The sequence below is a fragment of the Nocardia sp. CA-119907 genome, from assembly GCF_050955995.1.
Lineage (GTDB): Bacteria > Actinomycetota > Actinomycetes > Mycobacteriales > Mycobacteriaceae > Nocardia.
Map to the genome: position 1 here is coordinate 8,499,815 of NZ_CP192091.1, position 17,692 is coordinate 8,517,506.

General features: G+C 66.8%; 19 protein-coding genes and 1 riboswitch. Of the genes, 11 read left to right on the top strand and 8 right to left on the bottom strand.

From position 1 onward, the window contains the following. Positions 1-3: 3 nt before the first annotated feature. The 3 genes from ACQP2D_RS38450 to ACQP2D_RS38460 form a co-directional block, all read right to left on the bottom strand. Complete coding sequence (locus ACQP2D_RS38450) at positions 4-1,137, bottom strand: MFS transporter (protein ID WP_433685892.1); 1,134 nt, start codon at positions 1,135-1,137, stop codon at positions 4-6. Between the two features lie 386 nt (positions 1,138-1,523). After that, on the bottom strand, positions 1,524-2,741 hold the full coding sequence (locus ACQP2D_RS38455) for an NADP-dependent isocitrate dehydrogenase (protein ID WP_433680822.1): 1,218 nt from the start codon (positions 2,739-2,741) through the stop codon (positions 1,524-1,526). 289 nt (positions 2,742-3,030) lie between these two features. Beyond that, positions 3,031-4,524 (bottom strand): MFS transporter, encoded by a 1,494-nt coding sequence (locus tag ACQP2D_RS38460; protein WP_433680823.1) that lies wholly within the window; start codon positions 4,522-4,524, stop codon positions 3,031-3,033. Positions 4,525-4,658: 134 nt separating this feature from the next. On the opposite strand from ACQP2D_RS38460, the gene ACQP2D_RS38465 reads away from it, so the two are divergent. The 3 genes from ACQP2D_RS38465 to metX all read left to right on the top strand — a co-directional run bounded on the left by ACQP2D_RS38465 (position 4,659) and on the right by metX (position 8,149). Then, positions 4,659-5,411, top strand: a complete 753-nt coding sequence (locus ACQP2D_RS38465; RefSeq protein WP_433680824.1) for a TetR family transcriptional regulator — start codon at positions 4,659-4,661, stop codon at positions 5,409-5,411. Between the two features lie 43 nt (positions 5,412-5,454). After that, a riboswitch (SAM riboswitch) is annotated at positions 5,455-5,565 on the top strand. Between the two features lie 83 nt (positions 5,566-5,648). Further along, positions 5,649-6,998 carry a bifunctional o-acetylhomoserine/o-acetylserine sulfhydrylase gene (locus tag ACQP2D_RS38470; RefSeq protein WP_433680825.1) on the top strand — a complete coding sequence of 450 codons (1,350 nt, stop codon included), beginning with the start codon at positions 5,649-5,651 and terminating at the stop codon, positions 6,996-6,998. Continuing rightward, a complete protein-coding gene (metX, locus tag ACQP2D_RS38475; RefSeq protein ID WP_433680826.1) occupies positions 6,995-8,149 on the top strand; it encodes a homoserine O-acetyltransferase MetX in 1,155 nt (384 codons plus the stop codon). Before ACQP2D_RS38470 ends, metX begins: the two co-directional genes overlap by 4 nt. Positions 8,150-8,281: 132 nt before the next feature. Here metX and ACQP2D_RS38480 read toward each other — a convergent pair whose 3' ends face one another. Together ACQP2D_RS38480 and ACQP2D_RS38485 are read right to left on the bottom strand one after the other, a co-directional pair. Beyond that, entirely contained in the window at positions 8,282-8,701 is a 420-nt protein-coding gene (locus ACQP2D_RS38480; RefSeq protein WP_433680827.1) for a hypothetical protein, read from the bottom strand. A gap of 76 nt (positions 8,702-8,777) precedes the next feature. After that, entirely contained in the window at positions 8,778-9,479 is a 702-nt protein-coding gene (locus tag ACQP2D_RS38485) for a TetR/AcrR family transcriptional regulator (protein WP_433680828.1), read from the bottom strand. Between the two features lie 145 nt (positions 9,480-9,624). Between ACQP2D_RS38485 and ACQP2D_RS38490 the strand changes: the two genes are divergently transcribed. Next, positions 9,625-10,572: an oxygenase MpaB family protein gene (locus ACQP2D_RS38490; protein ID WP_433680829.1), complete on the top strand. Its 948-nt coding sequence runs from the start codon at positions 9,625-9,627 to the stop codon at positions 10,570-10,572. A 285-nt stretch (positions 10,573-10,857) separates the two neighbouring features. On the opposite strand, the gene ACQP2D_RS38495 is transcribed toward ACQP2D_RS38490, so the two are convergent. Then, complete coding sequence (locus tag ACQP2D_RS38495) at positions 10,858-11,235, bottom strand: winged helix-turn-helix transcriptional regulator (RefSeq protein ID WP_433680830.1); 378 nt, start codon at positions 11,233-11,235, stop codon at positions 10,858-10,860. A gap of 69 nt (positions 11,236-11,304) precedes the next feature. Here ACQP2D_RS38495 and ACQP2D_RS38500 point away from each other — a divergent pair, with 69 nt between their 5' ends. The 5 genes from ACQP2D_RS38500 (at position 11,305) to ACQP2D_RS38520 (ending at position 15,608) form a co-directional block, all read left to right on the top strand. Further along, on the top strand, positions 11,305-11,949 hold the full coding sequence (locus tag ACQP2D_RS38500; RefSeq protein ID WP_433680831.1) for a nitroreductase family protein: 645 nt from the start codon (positions 11,305-11,307) through the stop codon (positions 11,947-11,949). 128 nt (positions 11,950-12,077) lie between these two features. Beyond that, the gene (locus tag ACQP2D_RS38505) at positions 12,078-13,070 is read left to right on the top strand and encodes a zinc-binding dehydrogenase (RefSeq protein ID WP_433680832.1); all 993 of its coding nucleotides are present in this window, start codon (positions 12,078-12,080) and stop codon (positions 13,068-13,070) included. 36 nt (positions 13,071-13,106) lie between these two features. Next, positions 13,107-13,454 (top strand): EthD family reductase, encoded by a 348-nt coding sequence (locus ACQP2D_RS38510; protein ID WP_433680833.1) that lies wholly within the window; start codon positions 13,107-13,109, stop codon positions 13,452-13,454. A gap of 280 nt (positions 13,455-13,734) precedes the next feature. Further along, a complete protein-coding gene (locus ACQP2D_RS38515) occupies positions 13,735-14,730 on the top strand; it encodes a sigma-70 family RNA polymerase sigma factor (protein WP_433680834.1) in 996 nt (331 codons plus the stop codon). A gap of 362 nt (positions 14,731-15,092) precedes the next feature. Continuing rightward, on the top strand, positions 15,093-15,608 hold the full coding sequence (locus ACQP2D_RS38520) for a hypothetical protein (protein ID WP_433680835.1): 516 nt from the start codon (positions 15,093-15,095) through the stop codon (positions 15,606-15,608). A gap of 38 nt (positions 15,609-15,646) precedes the next feature. On the opposite strand, the gene ACQP2D_RS38525 is transcribed toward ACQP2D_RS38520, so the two are convergent. Continuing rightward, positions 15,647-15,892 carry a DUF3017 domain-containing protein gene (locus ACQP2D_RS38525; RefSeq protein WP_354960176.1) on the bottom strand — a complete coding sequence of 82 codons (246 nt, stop codon included), beginning with the start codon at positions 15,890-15,892 and terminating at the stop codon, positions 15,647-15,649. Between the two features lie 289 nt (positions 15,893-16,181). Between ACQP2D_RS38525 and ACQP2D_RS38530 the strand changes: the two genes are divergently transcribed. Together ACQP2D_RS38530 and ACQP2D_RS38535 are read left to right on the top strand one after the other, a co-directional pair. After that, positions 16,182-16,727, top strand: a complete 546-nt coding sequence (locus tag ACQP2D_RS38530; protein WP_433680836.1) for a carboxymuconolactone decarboxylase family protein — start codon at positions 16,182-16,184, stop codon at positions 16,725-16,727. Positions 16,728-16,773: 46 nt separating this feature from the next. Then, positions 16,774-17,238: a tRNA (cytidine(34)-2'-O)-methyltransferase gene (locus tag ACQP2D_RS38535; protein ID WP_433680837.1), complete on the top strand. Its 465-nt coding sequence runs from the start codon at positions 16,774-16,776 to the stop codon at positions 17,236-17,238. Between the two features lie 20 nt (positions 17,239-17,258). Here ACQP2D_RS38535 and ACQP2D_RS38540 read toward each other — a convergent pair whose 3' ends face one another. Continuing rightward, positions 17,259-17,495: a DUF167 domain-containing protein gene (locus ACQP2D_RS38540; protein ID WP_433680838.1), complete on the bottom strand. Its 237-nt coding sequence runs from the start codon at positions 17,493-17,495 to the stop codon at positions 17,259-17,261. Positions 17,496-17,692: the final 197 nt, after the last annotated feature.

The following is a 17,692-nucleotide window of genomic DNA, read 5'->3' on the forward strand; positions in this document are numbered from 1 at the left end:
GGACTACGTTCGACGCGCGGCCCAGACCGTGAGGGTGAACAACAGAACACCGAGAACGGCCAGACCCGCACCGACGGTCGCCGGAGCGGTATAGCCGAGACCCGCCGCGATGACGAGTCCGCCCAGCCACGCGCCCGCGGCATTGGCGATATTGAGGGCGGCGTGATTGAGCGCCGCCGCGAGCGTCTGCGCGTCGGCGGCGACATCCATCAGCCGCGTCTGCAGAGCTGGCGCGAGCGCCGCACCCGACGCGCCGATGAGGAAGGAACCGACGCCCGCGGTGTACGGATTGTGCGCGGCGGCAACGAACCCCGCGAGAATCACCACCATGGCGATCATCGAGAGATAGATCGCCCGGTCGACGCCGCGGTCGGCGAGAAAGCCGCCGACGATATTGCCCGCGACCATGCCCAGGCCGAAGAGCATGAGCACGAACGGAACCAGACCGAGCCGCATGCCCGCCACATCGGTCAGCGTGGTGGTGATGTAGGTGTAGACGGCGAACATGCCGCCGAAGCCGACGGCGCCGACCAGCAGGGTCAGCAGTACTTGCGGGCGGCGGAGTGCGCCGAGTTCGGTCATCGGGTTGGTGATCCGGATGCCGTGTAGTTCGGGAACGAACCGAATGAGGGCGGCGACCGTGACGATTCCGATCACCGCGACCACCACGAAGGCGTCGCGCCAGCCGAGATGCTGGCCCAGCCAGGTGGCGCTGGGAACGCCGACGACATTGGCGGCGCTCAATCCCAGCATAACCGCAGCAACCGCCTTTGCGCGCTGCCCTACCGGAGCCAATGTGGCGGCGGCCAGCGACGCGACACCGAAATACGCACCGTGCGGCAGGCCGGAGACGAATCGGGCGATGACGAGGGTTTCGAACGAGGGCGCGCCGACGGTCGCCGCATTTCCGATGATGAACGCCACCATCAGCGCGATGAGGAGACGTTTGCGCGGTACCCGCGCGGCCAGCGCGGCGATCACCGGCGCTCCGATGACCACGCCGAGCGCATAGGCCGATACCGCATGTCCCGCGGTCGGCTCGGAGACGTTCATGGCGCCGGCAATATCGGGCAGCAAACCCATCGTGACGAATTCGGTTGTGCCGATTCCGAATCCGCCGAGGGCCAGCGCCAGCATCGCGGGAATATGCCAGTCCGTCCGTTCGGCCTCGGCGGGTGCTGGGGTCTGAGTGGCAACGGAACCGGTCACGTCTTGATGTAACCGCCTGGCGACTCCGGTCGCTTCCCGCGTAGACGTGAGTTGCCCCACGTCAGCATCGAGAATTCGGACGAACGACTGCCGTACCGCGCATACCGGGCAGCCCGACGGCAACACACCGCTTGCGGGCGCTCAGCAGGAAGGTGAAGGTCCGGCCATATGGGTCGCGGAAACAGTGCGGGCACCCGTACCACCGGTGTGGTGCGGGTGCCCGTATGTCGCGCCCGGCGCTGGCTCTTGCCCAGCGCCGGGTATTCGGTTCGACCGGTCGGCGCGGGGCGCGCGACCGGATCGACGGTCAACCGTCAGCGCAGGGCGCGGGCCAGGTTGGCGTCGAGCGCACCGAGGAATTCCTCGGTGGTCAGGTAGCCCTGGTCGCCGCCGACGAGCAGCGCGAGGTCCTTGGTCATCTGGCCGCCTTCGACGGTCTTGATGACGACGTCCTCGAGGGTCTGCGCGAAGCCGATCACCTCGGGGGTGTTGTCCAGCTTGCCGCGGTGCTCGAGGCCGCGGGTCCAGGCGAAGATCGACGCGATCGGGTTGGTCGAGGTCGGCTTGCCCTGCTGGTGCTGGCGGTAGTGCCGGGTGACGGTGCCGTGCGCGGCCTCGGCCTCACAGGTCTTGCCGTCCGGGGTCAGCAGCACCGAGGTCATCAGGCCGAGCGAGCCGAAGCCCTGGGCCACGGTGTCGGACTGCACGTCGCCGTCGTAGTTCTTGCAGGCCCAGACGTAGCCGCCCTCCCACTTCATGGAGGAGGCGACCATATCGTCGATCAGGCGGTGCTCGTAGGTGAGGCCCGCGGCGTCGTACTGGGTCTTGAACTCGGTGTCGAAGACTTCCTGGAAGGTGTCCTTGAACATGCCGTCGTAGGCCTTGAGGATGGTGTTCTTCGTCGACATGTACACCGGGTAGTTCTGCTGCAGGCCGTAGTTGAGCGACGCGCGCGCGAAGTCCTCGATGGACTTCTTGAAGTTGTACATGCCCATGATGACGCCGCCGTCCTCGGGCATCTTCACGACTTCGTGCACGATCGGCTCGCTGCCGTCGTCCGGGGTGAAGGTGAGGGTGACCGTGCCGCCCTCGAACACCTTGAAGTCGGTGGCGCGGTACTGGTCACCGAACGCGTGACGGCCGATGATGATCGGCTTGGTCCAACCGGGAACCAGACGCGGCACATTCGAGATGATGATCGGCGCGCGGAAAATGGTGCCGCCGAGAATATTGCGGATGGTGCCGTTGGGCGAGCGCCACATCTTCTTCAGGCCGAATTCCTCGACCCGGGCCTCATCGGGGGTGATGGTGGCACATTTGACACCGACGCCGTGCTCTTTGATGGCGTTCGCGGCGTCGATGGTGACCTGGTCGTCGGTCTTGTCCCGATACTCGATGCCGAGGTCGTAGTACTCCAGGTTCACATCGAGATACGGGTGGATCAGCTTGTCCTTGATGAACTGCCAGATGATCCGGGTCATCTCGTCGCCGTCGAGTTCTACGACGGTGCCTTCAACCTTGATCTTGGACATGGATCTTCGTGTCCTCCTAGGATGGTGCCCTCATTGCACGGCCAGGCGAACACGCTTGTGAGCGGACCCTAGCTGTTCCAACAGACAACGTATATGTCCCGCGTTGTCCGCGAGACATGTGGTGCAAACAAGACAAGCGTACTGCTGCCATTGACCTCACCGCGCGGGCAGCCCCCGATGTGAAGACGCTCGAAATAGTTACCGACAAGTAGGTCGGCAGTGACGTGCGCCACCGCGAAATAGCAATGTCCGGGTATCCCGAAGGACACCCGGACAAGCTATTTCATGATCAGACCGCGACCGGAATCCGCGCGTCCTCCTCGGATCCCTCGATCAGGTTTTCCGGCTTGTCCCGAATCATCAACGCGATCACCGGAATTGCGGCGAGGAAGAATCCGGCGCCGACATAGAACGCGACGTCGTAGCTGTGGATCGAGGCACGGGCCATCAGGTTGTCGACCATCGGGTTGTTCTGCGCGAAGGTCTTGGCCGTCTGCACCGAGATCGTGGTGAGCAGCGCGGTACCGACCGCACCGCCGACCTGCTGAGCCGCGTTCAGCAGCGCACTGGCCACACCCGAGTCCTCCTCCTCGACCTGATGCAGCGCGACGGTCTGCATGCCGACGAACAGCGGGCCCATGCCGAGCGCGATCAGCACCTGCGCGGGCAGCACGCTGGCCGCGTAGCTGTCGCCGAAGCTCAGCTGCGCCAGCCACACCAGCCCGAGGACACCGAGCACGGCGCCCGCCACCATCAGCGGACGCGGGCCGAGCTTCGGCAGCAGCGCGCTGGTGACACCGGCGGAGATCGCGATGCCCGCCGGGAACGGCAGGAAGGCGAAGCCGGCCTTCAGCGACGAGTAGCCGAGGGTGATCTGGAAGTAGTAGCTCAGGAACAGGAACATCGCGAACATGGCGATCGGGATCAGCAATGCGGCGAGGAACGCGCCGCCGCGGTTGATCTCACCCGGAATATGCAGCGGCAGCAGCGGATTCGTCGAGCGGCGCTCGATGACGACGAAGGCGATCAGCAATGCGACACCGACGACGAGCAATCCGAGGGTGCTCCCGGCCAGCCAGCCGTCCTCGGCGGCGCGGCTGAATCCGTACACGATGGCGATCAGACCGAGCGTCACGGTGACCGCACCCGGCACGTCATAGCCGCCGGTGCGCGGCGTCGGCACATCCCGCACCACGAACGCCAGCGCGCCGAGCAGCGCGAGCAGTGCGATCGGGGTGTTCACCAGCAGGCACCAGCGCCACGAGGCGTACTCGGTCAGCGCCCCACCCGCGATCAGGCCGAGCGCCGCACCACCCGCGGAGATTCCGGCGAACACGCCGAATGCGGTCGCGCGCTCCTTCGCCTCGGTGAAGGTCACCGAGAGCAATGACAGCGCCGCCGGTGCGAGCAACGCCGCGAACGCGCCCTGCAGCGCACGCCCGGCAAACAGCTCGGCGCCGTTCTGCGCCAGACCGGCCACCGCGGATGCCCCGGCGAAGCCGACGAGACCGACGATGAAGATTCGGCGCCGCCCCATATAGTCGGCCAGCCGTCCGCCGAGCAGCAGCAGACCGCCGAAGATCAGTGTGTAGGCGGTGAGCATCCACTGCCTGTTGCCGTCGCTGATGTCGAGGTCCTGCTGCGCGAAGGGCAGCGAGATGGTCACGATGGTGGCGTCGAGAACCACCATGAGCTGGGCCAATGCAATCACACCCAGCGCCAGCCAGCGCGTCGAGCTGGCCTGTCTTCCTGGAACTTCCACCACTGTCGCGGTCTCGCTCACTGTCTTCTCCTAGCCGTCCGAAGTCGTGCAGTCATCCTGTCATCGACGGACATTTGTCGTCAAGAGAAAAATGTCGCATCACGACATTTGACTGTTAAGGACACGAAATGTCCCGATTGCGATAGCATGGGGCCATGCTCGAGTCATCGACGCCGATCGGCGCGAGCGCCGCAGCCGACAACGCTGTGCGCGCCACAGCAAACCCAGGGCTCGGTTCGTCCGGCGCCGGCGCGAGCGTGGGATTGCGCGAACGCAAGAAGCAGCAGACCCGGCTGCGCATCATCGAGGTCGCGTTGGACCTTTGCGACGCACAGGGATTCGACGCGACGACGGTCGAGCAGATCGCGAACGGCGCGGACGTGTCACCGCGCACCATCAACCGGTACTTCGACAGCAAAGAGGACATCGTCCTCGGGCCGGTCAAGGACTTCGGCCTCGCCATCGCCGAATGCCTGCGCGGACTTCCGGTCACCGGCAATGAACTGCTATCGCTGCGCGAGGCATTCCTGCAAGTCGTCGATCACGCCGCGGAAAGCGTCGATGGCCCCATTTCGTTCCGGCGCTTCCAGCAGATGCAGCGGATCCTGCGCAGCAGTCCGACGGTCAGCGCGCAGAGCATGGAACTCGCCGACGATAAGAACGTCGCGATCGCCGAAGCGATCGCCGACCGACTCGACACCCAGCCCGACGCGCTGCCGGTGCGCCTGGTCGTCGGCGCCTGGCAGCTGATCGGTCATCTCAGCATGGAATGTTCGAACTCGATCTTCGACGAGGCCGACACCTCGGCCGCCGCTGCCGACGCCCGCAACGCGTTCACCACATCATTCGACGAGTTCATGCGGGTGTGCACCGGGCGCACCGACGTCGCCGCGGCGGAAAACCGGTAACGGATTTCAGCCGCCGACCGCACTCCGGTTACCATGTCGGTCAGGTCATGAGTGCCAGCGCGAAGCCCCGGCTTGCTGGACGGCAACCCTCCAGCTGCGGTGGGGTGCTCCGGGTGATGACCGGGCTCTCGAAAGCCGAGAGCAAGCGCGCACTTCAGGAGGTTCCCGCCATGTGTTGTTGTCCGTCACCCGCATTCCGTTGAAACCTGCTGGCGAACAACCCCTTTGGAGCAAGACATGAGTGACCCCAACGCGTCCGCGACCGATATCGATTCCGCCGGAATCGATCCGGCGCAGTGGTCCTTCGAGACCAAGCAGATCCACGCGGGCCAGACGCCCGACGAGATCACCGGCGCACGCGCACTCCCGATCTACCAGACCACCTCGTACGCCTTCCGTGATACCGATCACGCGGCCGCACTGTTCGGGCTGGCCGAGCCGGGCAATATCTACACCCGGATCATGAACCCGACCCAGGATGTGGTCGAGCAGCGCATCGCCGCCCTGGAGGGCGGTGTCGCCGCGCTGTTGCTGGCCTCCGGTCAGGCCGCGGAGACCTACGCGATCCTCAATCTCGCCGCCGCTGGCGATCACATCGTCTCCAGCCCGCACCTCTACGGCGGCACCTACAACCTGTTCCACTACTCGCTGCCCAAGCTCGGCATCGAGGTGTCCTTCGTCGAGGATCCGGACGATCTCGAGCAGTGGCGCGCGGCGATCCGGCCGAATACCAAGGCCTTCTACGGCGAGACCATCGCCAACCCGAGCAGTGCGATCTTCGATATCCGCGGCATTTCCGCGATCGCGCACGCGGCGGGCCTGCCGCTGATCGTCGACAATACGGTCGCGACCCCGTACCTGATCCAGCCGCTGGCCCACGGCGCGGACATCGTCGTGCATTCGGCGACCAAGTACCTGGGCGGGCACGGTTCGGCGGTGGCCGGCGTGATCGTCGACGGCGGCGCCTTCGACTGGACCGTGCGCGACGCGCAGGGCGAATCCCGCTTCCCCGGTTTCACCACCCCGGACCCGAGCTACCACGGCGCGGTCTTCGCCGATCTCGGCGCTCCGGCCTATGCACTCAAGGCGCGGGTGCAGCTGCTGCGCGACCTCGGCGCGGCGATATCGCCGTTCAACGCGTTCCTGATCAGTCAGGGCATCGAAACGCTGAGCCTGCGGCTGGAGCGCCACGTCGCCAACGCACAGGCGGTCGCCGAATTCCTGAGCACGCATCCGGCCGTGGAATCGGTGTTCTACGCGGGCCTGCCGTCCTCGCCGTGGCATCGACGCGCCGCCGAACTGGCACCGAAGGGCGCGGGCGCGATCGTCGCGTTCGAACTGCGCGGCGGCGTCGATGCGGGCAAGAAGTTCGTGGACGCGTTAGCCCTGCACAGCCATGTAGCTAACATCGGGGATGTGCGTTCTCTCGTAATCCACCCGGCGTCCACGACACACTCGCAGTTGACGCCCGCTGAGCAACTGGCCTCCGGCGTCACCCCGGGGCTGGTCCGACTCGCCGTGGGCATCGAGGGGATCGATGACATCCTGGCCGATCTGCGAGCCGGTTTCGCGGCGGCTACGACGTGACTGTGAGTGCCGACCCGAGTACCGTCCGTTCGTCCGCGGTGGCCCTGCCACCGCCGGACGGGCGGCTCGGCATCATCGCCATCGGGGATGTGCGGCTGGAGAACGGCGCGGTCATCCCGGACGTCCATCTGGCCGTGCAGCGCTGGGGCGAGCTCTCCCCCATGCTGGACAATGTGGTGCTGGTCGAGCACGCGCTGACCGGTGACTCGCACGTCGTCGGGGTGCCCGACGATATCCACCCGCTGCCCGGCTGGTGGGACGGCATGGTCGGGCCCGGTGCGCCGGTGGATACCGACGAATGGTGCGTCGTCGCGACGAATGTGCTCGGCGGCTGCAAGGGCAGCACCGGCCCGTCATCGCTGGCACCGGACGGAAAGCCCTGGGGCGCAAGGTTTCCGGAGATCTCCATCCGCGATCAGGTGACCGCGGAAGCGGCGCTGCTCGATCTGCTCGGCATCGAGCGCCTTGCCGCCGTGGTCGGCGGTTCGATGGGCGGCATGCGCGTGCTGGAGTGGATGGTCGGCGCTCCCGATCGGGTCGGTTCCGCACTGGTGCTGGCCGTCGGCGCACGCGCCACCGCCGACCAGATCGGCACGCAGACAACGCAAATCGCCGCCATCAAGGCCGATCCGGACTGGCAGGGCGGCGATTATCATGACACCGACCGCGCCCCCATGGCCGGTATGGGCATCGCCCGGCGCATCGCGCACCTGACCTACCGGACCGAGGGCGAACTCGATCACCGGTTCGAGAACCACGCGCAGGGCGATGAGGATCCGTGGCACGGCGGCCGCTACGCGGTGCAGAGCTATCTGGACCACCAGGCCCAAAAGCTCTGTAGCCGTTTCGATCCCGCTACCTACGTGCTGCTCTCCGAGGCGATGAACCGCCACGATATCGGCCGCGGCCGCGGCGGCGTATCGGCCGCCCTGGCCGCCACTCCGGTCCCGTGCGTGGTCGGCGGTGTCGATTCCGATCGCCTGTACCCATTGCGAACCCAGCAGGAGTTGGCCGACGGCCTCCCCGGCTGCGAAGGTCTGGAAATCGTCCATTCCCGCGACGGACACGACGGCTTCCTCACCGAAGCGGCAGCGGTCTCGAAACTCCTGACCGAAACCATGCGCCTGGCCCGAATCAGCCGCACCCGCTGAACTCTCGCCGCGATGTTCAGCGGTTCGGCATCGGTGCCGCCCCGCGACGCCGGTCTGTCCGCGATCGATTGGTCGGGCAACAGCGCCCCGGGCCAGACCGCTGGGCCCGGGTGCTATTCGGTCTTGGGTGGGTCAGCCGAAGCTGCCGGTGCTCGGCTTGCCGGTTACGTCGACGGTGATGATGTCGGTGGTGGAGGCGTAGTCGTGGTTGCCGGTTGGGCGGTCGAAGGCGCAGGCGCCGCGGACGTGTACCTGGCCGGTGGGGAGGTTGCCGTTGCCCAGGGAGGTCTGGACCATCTTGCCGTCCGGAACGGCGAAGGAGGTCGGGTTGTTGCCGCCGAAGATTTCGCCGGTGTCGGCGTTGTAGACCCAGCACACGCCACGGTCGTTCGGGTTGTGGAATTTCGCCGAGACGGTTCCCGTCAGCGCGAAGACCTCTTCCATCACCGGGGGCTCCAGCCCGCTGGCGGTGGCGGTGGCGCCCGAGCCGAACGCGATCGCCATGGCAGGAAGCGCGGTCAGCGCGAGTACGGGAAGTCGTCGATTGGTCATGATCGAGATCATGCCATTCCCATCGGCTCACCCATGTTTTCCGGGTTGGGAAACCTGATCTAGTTGGACCGCAACATTATTCAGCTCGCAGGGCGCCTGCGTCGGGCGCGCCGACGAGCAACTGCACGATGGAGTGGACGAAGCCTTCGAGTCGCTCGCGGGGATATTCCTCCGGTGCGCTGACCGCGAGTCTGCCGAGCATTTCCGCGACGCTCAACAGCGAGTTGGTGAGCAGTCCGGAATCCATTCCCGCCCAGCGCGAATCGACCGCCATGCCCATGCGGACCAGCGACTCGGCCTGATCGAAGACGCCGGTGCGCGAATCGACAAGTGCCGCACGGTATTCGTCGGGGGCAGTGCCGGGTCCGGCGAGGATCAGCCGCCAGCGCGTCGGATTCTCCAGTGCGACACCGACAAATGCCGCAACGGTCGCGGAAGCGACCGCGACGGGGTCCGCGCCGAGCAGATCGGTCGGCAGCGTCGCGGCCACCTGCTCCAGGCCGCGTTCGCGTTCGCGTTCCAAGAGCGCCGCAACGAGTTCGGCGCGCGTCTTGAACACGGTGTACAGCACCGGTTTTCCGACACCGGCCTCGTGCGCGACCGCCTCCATGCTCAGTTCGTGCAGTTCCATTCGGCTCAGCACCGTGTAGGCGGCGTCGAGCAGTTGGGCACGACGCTCGTCGGGCGGCAGGCGGGGCGCGTATCGCCGTCGCGGCCGGTCCGGTGCGGCCGGCTTCGGCGCGGAACGCGATTTGGTCACTGTCGGGTTCACCTCCATTCGCATCCATCCTGTCAGCACCGGCGGCGGATTCGGAATCCGTCCACAGATAAATGCTACGGGGCCGTTGCATTGCCCGACCGCAATTGCTACGGTTGCGTTGTATTCGCCGCTCAGGGAAGGCGAGCAGGCAAAGGAGCAGCAGATGGCCTTCGATCCGACCACACTTCGCCGGGACGACTACGGATTCTTCGGCCCGGATTCGCCCAGTTGGAAGGTCTGGACCGCACCGACCGCGGTAATCGGCTTCCAGCGCGCGGTGGTCCTCGAGCATTTCGACCCATTCCTGACCGCGGCCGTCGCCGACTCGCAGGGCATCTACACCGATCCGCGCAGCCGCCTCGACCACACCTTCGCCTACTTCCTGCTCGTCGCGATCGCCGACGGCCGCACCGCCATCCAGGCCGCGGAACACCTGATGCAGGTGCACGCGCCGATGACCGGCATCGAACCGATCAGCGGTCAGCGCTACAGCGCGAACAGCCCGGAAACCCAGCTGTGGATCCACATCACCGGCTGGCATTCGGTACTCAAGGCCTACGAGGTCTTCGGCCCCGGGCCGCTCAGCCCCGAGGAGGAGGCGCGCTACTGGCAGGAGTGCGCGATCGCCGCCGAACTGCAGACCTGCAAACCGGAGGAGGTGCCGCGCTCGCGCGAGGAGGTGCGCGCGTACTTTGCGAAAGTCCGCCCGCGCCTGTGCACGTCCGAGCGCGCCGAGGCGGGCATGCATCACCTACTGTGGACCTCCCCGCGCCATGGCGCCGGGATCAGCTATGCCCTCGGCAGTCGGTTGCTGTCACTGGCTTCGGTTGCCACGCTGCCGAAGTGGATGCGCAGGCTCGGCCGCTTCGATCGGCCGGGAATCGTGGATCTGGCGGTGCGCCCGGCCGCCAAGATCATCGTGTGGGGCACGAAGGCGTTCAACTCGTTCGGGCTGATCGTCGCCGCGCCGTATATCGCGCCGATGGCGGGGCAGATTCTGGAACAGCATCTGAAGGGCGAACCGCCGACGCGACCGGAGACGGTTACGCCGAGCGAGGCGCGGCAGTTGTACGGTGGGCACGGACGGCGTGCGGTCATCGAGGCGAGCTAACGCTGCCCCGAATTCCGTTCAGGGATAATCGGACCGGCTGGCCCGGCGCATCGCCTGTCACGATGCACCGGGCCAGCCTGCCGAGATGACCTGTACGCGTGATGAATTCGCTGCCGAGTTCGTCGCAGCGAATTCATCCCTTCCGATGTTCTGACCACATCGTCCGGTCCGGTATGCCACAGCTCGGGCGGCGACAACGGTGGTGTCGATCGTCGCAGGCCCGCTTTGCGGCCGGGGTCGTTCCACGAGATACGCTGCGCGGCAGCCGAATCCGCATTCCAGCGATCAGCCCGCAGCGCGGCGGCGAGCTTCCTCGATGCGATTGATATTGACCTCGATCCAATCGCGCAGCGCGGCGATCGGAGTGCGCAGGCTGCGGCCGAGGTCGGTGAGGTCGTAGTCGACGCGGGGCGGAACCGTGGGATGCACTGTGCGCGTGACGAATCCGTCGGTCTCGAGTTGCCGCAGCGTTTGGGTGAGCATTTTCTGTGAGATGCCCTCGATGCGGCGGTGCAGATCGGTGTAGCGCATGGTGCCGTCGGCGAGGGCGTCCACGATCAGCACGGTCCATTTGCCCGCGACATGGTCGAGTACCTGTCGGGTGGGGCATTTCGCCGAGTAGACATCGGCAGGCAGCCCACTGGCCTCGATCACCGTACGCACCTTTCGGAGTGTAGCGCACTATCAAGTGCTGTCTTCCCAATAGTGCGCCACTCTCCAATAGTAAGAATCATGAACGCACAGACACTTTCGGTTCCCGCCGCGATCCGCACTCGCCGCACCACCCGCCACTACCGCCCGGATCCGGTGCCGCCCGAACTGCTCACCGAACTGCTGGATCTGGCGGTGGAGGCGCCCACCGCCTGGAATATGCAGGACCGTTCGATCGTGGTGGTGACCAGCACATCCGGTCGCCGCGAACTGTCGAACGCCGCCTTCGGCCAGCCGCAACCGCTGGAGGCGCCGGTGGTGCTGGTCTTTGTCGCCGAGACGGCGGCTTGGACGGCCGAGAACGCCGATATCGCCGAACTGGCCGGTCGCAATGGCGCGTGGAATGCGGAGTTCACCGCAATGTTCGCCTCGCGCGCCGAATTCCACTCGCTGCGCGAGCGCGGACTGCTCCGGGAGAACGCCGTGAAGAATGCGATGATCGCCGCGACCTACGTCATGCTCGCCGCCACCAGCCTCGGTCTGTCCTCCGCGCCGATGAACGGCTGGGATCCGGACCTGGTCAAGAAGGCCATCGGCATCGATGACCGTCCCGACCTCGCCATCGCGGTCATGGTCGCGGTCGGCTACAGCGATACCACCCCGCCGCACCCGGGCCGTCGCCCGCGCGAGCGCACGGTATTCACCGAGCGCTATCCGTCGAGCTGAATCTTATACGGCACTGATGCATCGGGTAGCCGATTCCTTTTGGTGGCGGCGGGGGTCTACAGGGTGGAAGGAGCGGCCCGCTGGACGGGCCGGTCTCGATCACGCACCGAGAAAGAAGGCTGATCACGATGAGCATCCCCGCCACCATGCGCGCCCTGCGGCAGACCTCCCTCAACGGTCCACAGGACATGCGTCTGATCACCGACGCGCCGGTGCCGGTCCCCGGCCCGGGCGAGGTCCTGATCCGGGTCGGTGCCGCGGGCGTCAACTTCGCCGACATCTCGAGGGCCTACGGCACGTTCCTGGGCGGCCCGCGGCCGCCGTACCCGGCGGGTTTCGAGGCTGCCGGCGAGGTCGTCGCCGTGGGCGAGGCGGTGACCGGCCCACAACCGGGAGCCCGTGTCGTCGGCGTCGGCGACGGTGCTTTCGCCGAGTACATGGTGCTGTCCGCAGCCGCGGCGGTGCCGGTGCCCGCGGGTTGGACGGCACCGCAGGCGCTGGGGCTGGTCGTGAACTGGCCCACCGCGTTGGCCGCACTCAGGCATCTGGGCGGCATCGCCGCAGGACAGACCGTGCTGATCCACGCCGCGGCGGGCGCGACCGGACAGGCCGCGGTCAGGATGGCCGAGCATTACGGCGCGACGGTCATCGCCACCGCCGCGCCGGCCAAGCACGAGACGGTGCTGGCACTGGGCGCCGACCACGTCCTGGACTCCCGCGGCGGCGACGTCGCCGCCGAGGTGCTGCGGCTGACCGGCGGCGCCGGTGCCGATCTGGTGTTGGAGTCGGCGGGCGGGGACACCTTCGCCGCCAGCCTGGACGCGGCCAAGCGGGTCACCGGCCGGGTGGTCGTCTACGGTGTGGCGGGCGGCGAAGCCGCGGTCACCAACTGGGAGTTGGTGTACAAACACCAGGTCCACATCATCGGTCTCAATATCGGCGTGCTGATCCAGGCGGCACCGCAGATCTTCGGTGAGCTCATGGGTGAGCTGTCCGCGCTCATCGCCGGTGGCGTGCTGCCCCCCGGCCGGCCGACCGCGTACGAACTGGCCGACGGCCCGAAAGCGGTCGCGGAACTGGAAGCCAGGGCCACCGTCGGCAAATTGGCCCTGCTGCCCTGAAACTCCAGCCATTCTTCGAGCTGAGGAGCAGAACAAGTGAGCACAGCGATGCAGAACCAGCGGACCACCGAGCGGATGGCGCGATTCATGGTGATGTACGACAAGCCGTCGGATATCGAGGCGTTCGAACGTCACTATCGCGACGTTCATATTCCGCTGGCCAGGCAGCTTCCCGGCCTGCGGCGATACACGGTCGGCCACGATGCGACGCCGGTGATCGGCGAGCCCTATTACCTGGTGGCAATGCTCGACTGGGATGACATGGAATCGCTGGCCGCGGCGCTGAGCTCCGAGGCCGGCAACAGAACGGCCGAAGACGCCATGACGAATCTGTCCCGATACACCACGATTCGCGGCATGATCGTCCAACTCGACGACGCGTGACATCCCCGCGCTCTGCCGTCGCCGATCGTCGAGGCACCCCGCGACGTCACGGCTGGTTGCCTCCGCCTGAATTCAGCTGACCTGGGGTTCGATTCCTTTGCCGCGGCCTGGCGGTCGTAATGGGCGACGGTCCCGACCAGCGGGGCCGGTCGTGAAAGGAGCAGCCCATGGTGTGCAAGCAGTCGGTGGTGGTGCAGCTGTACCGGCGGTTGACGGTTCCGGCGGCGGACCTGTGCTGGACGGCCCGACGCCGAACCGCAGAGCGGCCTAGGCTCGCCGCATGACGTCGCACGTGCGGACGGCGCCGAACCGAGACCGGTTCACCGCCGAGACCGAGCGGTTCCGCCGGGAACTGTTGGCGCACTGCTACCGCTTGGTCGGCTCGGCGCACGACGCCGAGGATTTGGTGCAGGAGACCTATCTGCGGGCGTGGCGGTCCTACGACGGCTTCGAGGGTCGCGCCTCGATTCGGTCCTGGCTCTACAAGATCGCCACCAATGTCTGCCTGACGGCATTGGAGTCGCGGCGGATCCGGGTGCTGCCCTCGGGGCTGACAGGTCCTCGCGATAGACCCGACCATCCGCCGAATCCCGTTGCGCCGGACGAGGTCTCGTGGCTCGAACCGCTGCCGGACGGGTGGATCGCCCGGGCCGATGACGATCCGGCCGCGGTAGTGGTCGCACGCGAGTCGCTGCGGCTTGCCCTCATCGCGAGCCTGCAGCACCTGCCCGCCCGCCAGCGCGCGATCCTCATCCTGCGCGAGGTGCTGGCGTTCTCCGCGGCCGAGACCGCGGAGATCCTCGACACCACCACGGCAGCGGTCAAGAGCGGCCTGCAGCGCGCCCGCGCTCGGCTCAACGCGCTGGAGCCGGAGTCCGAGGAGCTGCTCGAACCGACCGACCAGCGGGCACGCGCGCTACTCGACGGCTACATCGCGGCCTTCGAGCGCTCCGACGCCGGACTGCTGGAACAGGTGCTGCGCACGGACGCCACGCTGGAAGCGACGCCATTCCGCGAATGGCAGGCGGGCCGGGCGATGTGCATCCACATGCTCGACGCGTACGTGCTGGGCACTCCGGGCGACTGGCGGATGGTCCCCATCACCGCCAACGGCCAACCCGCCGCCGTCGTGTACCACCGGGACGGGGACGGCGCACTCCGGGCCAACGGCATCGTGGTGCTGGCCCCGACCGCCGCCGGTGTCTCCCGTGTGATCGCGTTCGAGGATCCCACACTGGTCGCGACGTTCGGATTCCCGGACGTGCTCGCGGACTGACCTGGCTCGGCGTATCAACGCCAACACCGGGTCAGTAGCTCGGCGGCATGGTGCAGAGGCGAGCATTCCAGGCATGGTCGCAGGCGCGGCACCCGACGGCGAGAACTGTTCGAGATGCCGCTAATGGGCTCCCCCGGGAGGGTGGCGTCGCGAGCTGGTGCGCTCGGGTGAAAGTCGTTGCGCCTCAGCCGACATCGCGGAACGGCGGTGGCGCATAGGTTGCACCTGGGCCTTCGGATGCCGCCTTGACGGGGCGAGTCGGCGATGGGCAGACTGGGCCGATATCGCGCCCGGTCGGGTCGACGGGCATTCCGGTTCATGGACGAAATTGGGGGTAGACCATGCGTATTCATCGTGCCGTCATGACGTTCGCGCTGCTGGGCGCGGTGTTCACCGGTGCGACGGCGTGCTCGGACGGGCCCGCCGCGACCAGCCCGGTCGCGGTGTCGACCACGGTGGCCCCGGCGCCGACCGTCCTCGGCCCGCTCGGCTTCGGCAAGCTGCGACTCGGGATGAACCGCGCCGAGGCCGAGGCCTCCGGGGAGATCGCCGCCTTCGCCGACACCAACGATCCGCCCGGCTGCGGCCGATACACCGCACGAGCGGGCTGGCAGGGCTTCACCAATAACGGCGAAATAGTCGCGATCATGCCCGGCAAACTCGTGGCCCGCACCCCCGAGGGCATCGGCCTCGGCTCCACCGTCGACGAAGTCCGTGCCGCCTATCCGACACTCGAGATCGGCTACAACTGGAGTTCCGCCGCGGTCCCCGACCACCCCGGACACTACGGCTTCCTCGGCATCTACCGGAATATGCCAGCCGATGCCAAGGTCACCCAGCTGATGCTCTACAACGACAGGGACACCTGCCACAACTAGCGGGGAACACCGCCGGATCCGGCGAAAGTCGTTGCGTCTCAGCTGACGCCGAGGGTGTTGATGGTGGCGGCGATGAAGACGATGGCGGCGCCGAGGATGCTCAGCGCGGCGACGTCGAAAGGCTTGCTGCGCACCGCGAGCAGTCCGACCCGCGCGGTCGGCAGGCACAACCGGAATGTGGCCGCCAGCAGCGTCGCACCGCCGAAGAACAGCGCGCCACGGCGCCAGCGGTCCCAGGCCACGAAGACGACCGCGAGCAGAATGACCGCCGTCACAACCAGCATGGGCAGGTGACAGCGCAGGAACTGCTCGCCAGGGCTGCTCCTGTCGGACTGCCGCTCGGCGCCAGTCGAGTCCACGTCGGTCACGCCCCGATTCTTGCAGACGCCCCGCGACCGCTCACAGCAGTGCGCTGCGTCGACGTATCGACGCAGCGGATGGCCGTTCATGGCTACTGTCCCGCAACAGGTTTCGTGCCGAGTGACGTTGTGCGGAATCAGACATTGCCCTCAACTACTACACGGCGTAGTTTCAACATGAAGAGATCCATCCGGCACAAGGGGGTACGGAACAATGCGAGCACTGACCCGGATTCGGCACTATGTGCGGGCGGTTCGGCAGGCGAAACGGCACCGATCCGACCTGTTCGGCTGGCTCATCCGCCGCCCACAGATCCTGTTCGGCACGGTCGGCTACGAGACGGCCTTGCTGTTCAGCAACCAACTGGATCCGAGGCTCAAGGAGCTGGCCGAACTGAAGACCGCCGGGCTGGTGAACTGCGAGTTCTGCCTGGATATCGGCTCGGCACTGGCGCAATCGAGCGGTCTCACCGAACAAAAGCTCGTCGACCTGCCGCGCTACCGCACCAGCGATGCCTACACCGACCTGGAAAAGCTGGTCATCTCCTTCGCCGAGGCCATGACCGCCACCCCCGCCGTCGGCATCGACGACCTGCGCGCCCAATTGCTGACCCGCCTGTCGAAGGCGCAGTTCGCCGAGTTGGCGGCCACCATCGCCTGGGAGAACCAGCGCGCCCGCCACAATCAGGGCCTCGGCGTCCGCCCGACCGGCATGGCCGAAGGCGGCGCATGTGCACTGCCGGAGCGCCCGGCGAAGTAGGCCACGCCATTCCCGGCCGGCCCGGCGCACCTGGTTGACTGCACGGGTGTTCCGTCTGATGTTTCACGAGCCAGTCATCCCGGGCAATACCGGCAATGCGATTCGCCTGGTCGCCGGAACGGGGTGTGAGCTGCATCTGATCGAGCCGTTGGGGTTCGATCTTTCGGAGGCGAAGTTGCGGCGGGCGGGATTGGATTACCACGATCTGGCTTCGGTGACGGTGCACAAGAATCTCGCGGCGGCGTGGGATGCGGTGCGGCCCGAGCGGGTGTTCGCGTTCACGACACAGGCGAGCAGGCGGTATACGGAGGTGGCCTATCGTGAGGGTGATGTGCTGCTGTTCGGCACCGAACCGACGGGGTTGCCGGCGGAGGTGCTCGACGATCCGCATATCACCGACCGGCTGCGCATTCCGATGCTGCCCGGCCGCCGCTCGATGAACCTCTCCAATGCCGCCGCCGTCACCGTGTACGAGGCTTGGCGCCAGTCCGGCTTTCCGGGCGCGGTATAACGCCTGCGCTGGAGTGGGTTTCAGACGTCGACCTCGAAGCGCTTGAAGCGCGAGGTCGCGCCCGCGGCGAGGCGGACGGCGGATTTGGGCACGCCGTAGTGGTCGGCCAGGAGTTCGATGGCGGCCTTGTTCGCCTTGCCTTCCACGGCGGGGGCGCGGACGTACAACTGCAGGGTGCCGTCGTCGAGGGTTTCGACGAGCGGGCCCTTACGGCTGTTCGGTTTGATCGTCGCCCTGACCACCGTCGGCACCTGCATCTCCTAATCATCCCAGCGCTTTTCGCCGTCACAGCGTTCTTTGCCGTCCCAGCGCCTTCGCCGTGTCAGCGCCTTTCGCCGTCGGCATCTTTCGCCATGCCAGCGTCTTTCGCCGTCAGCGCCTTTCGCCGTCGGCATCTTTCGCCATGCCAGCGTCTTTCGCCGTCAGCGCCTTTCGCGGTGTCAGCGCCTTTCGC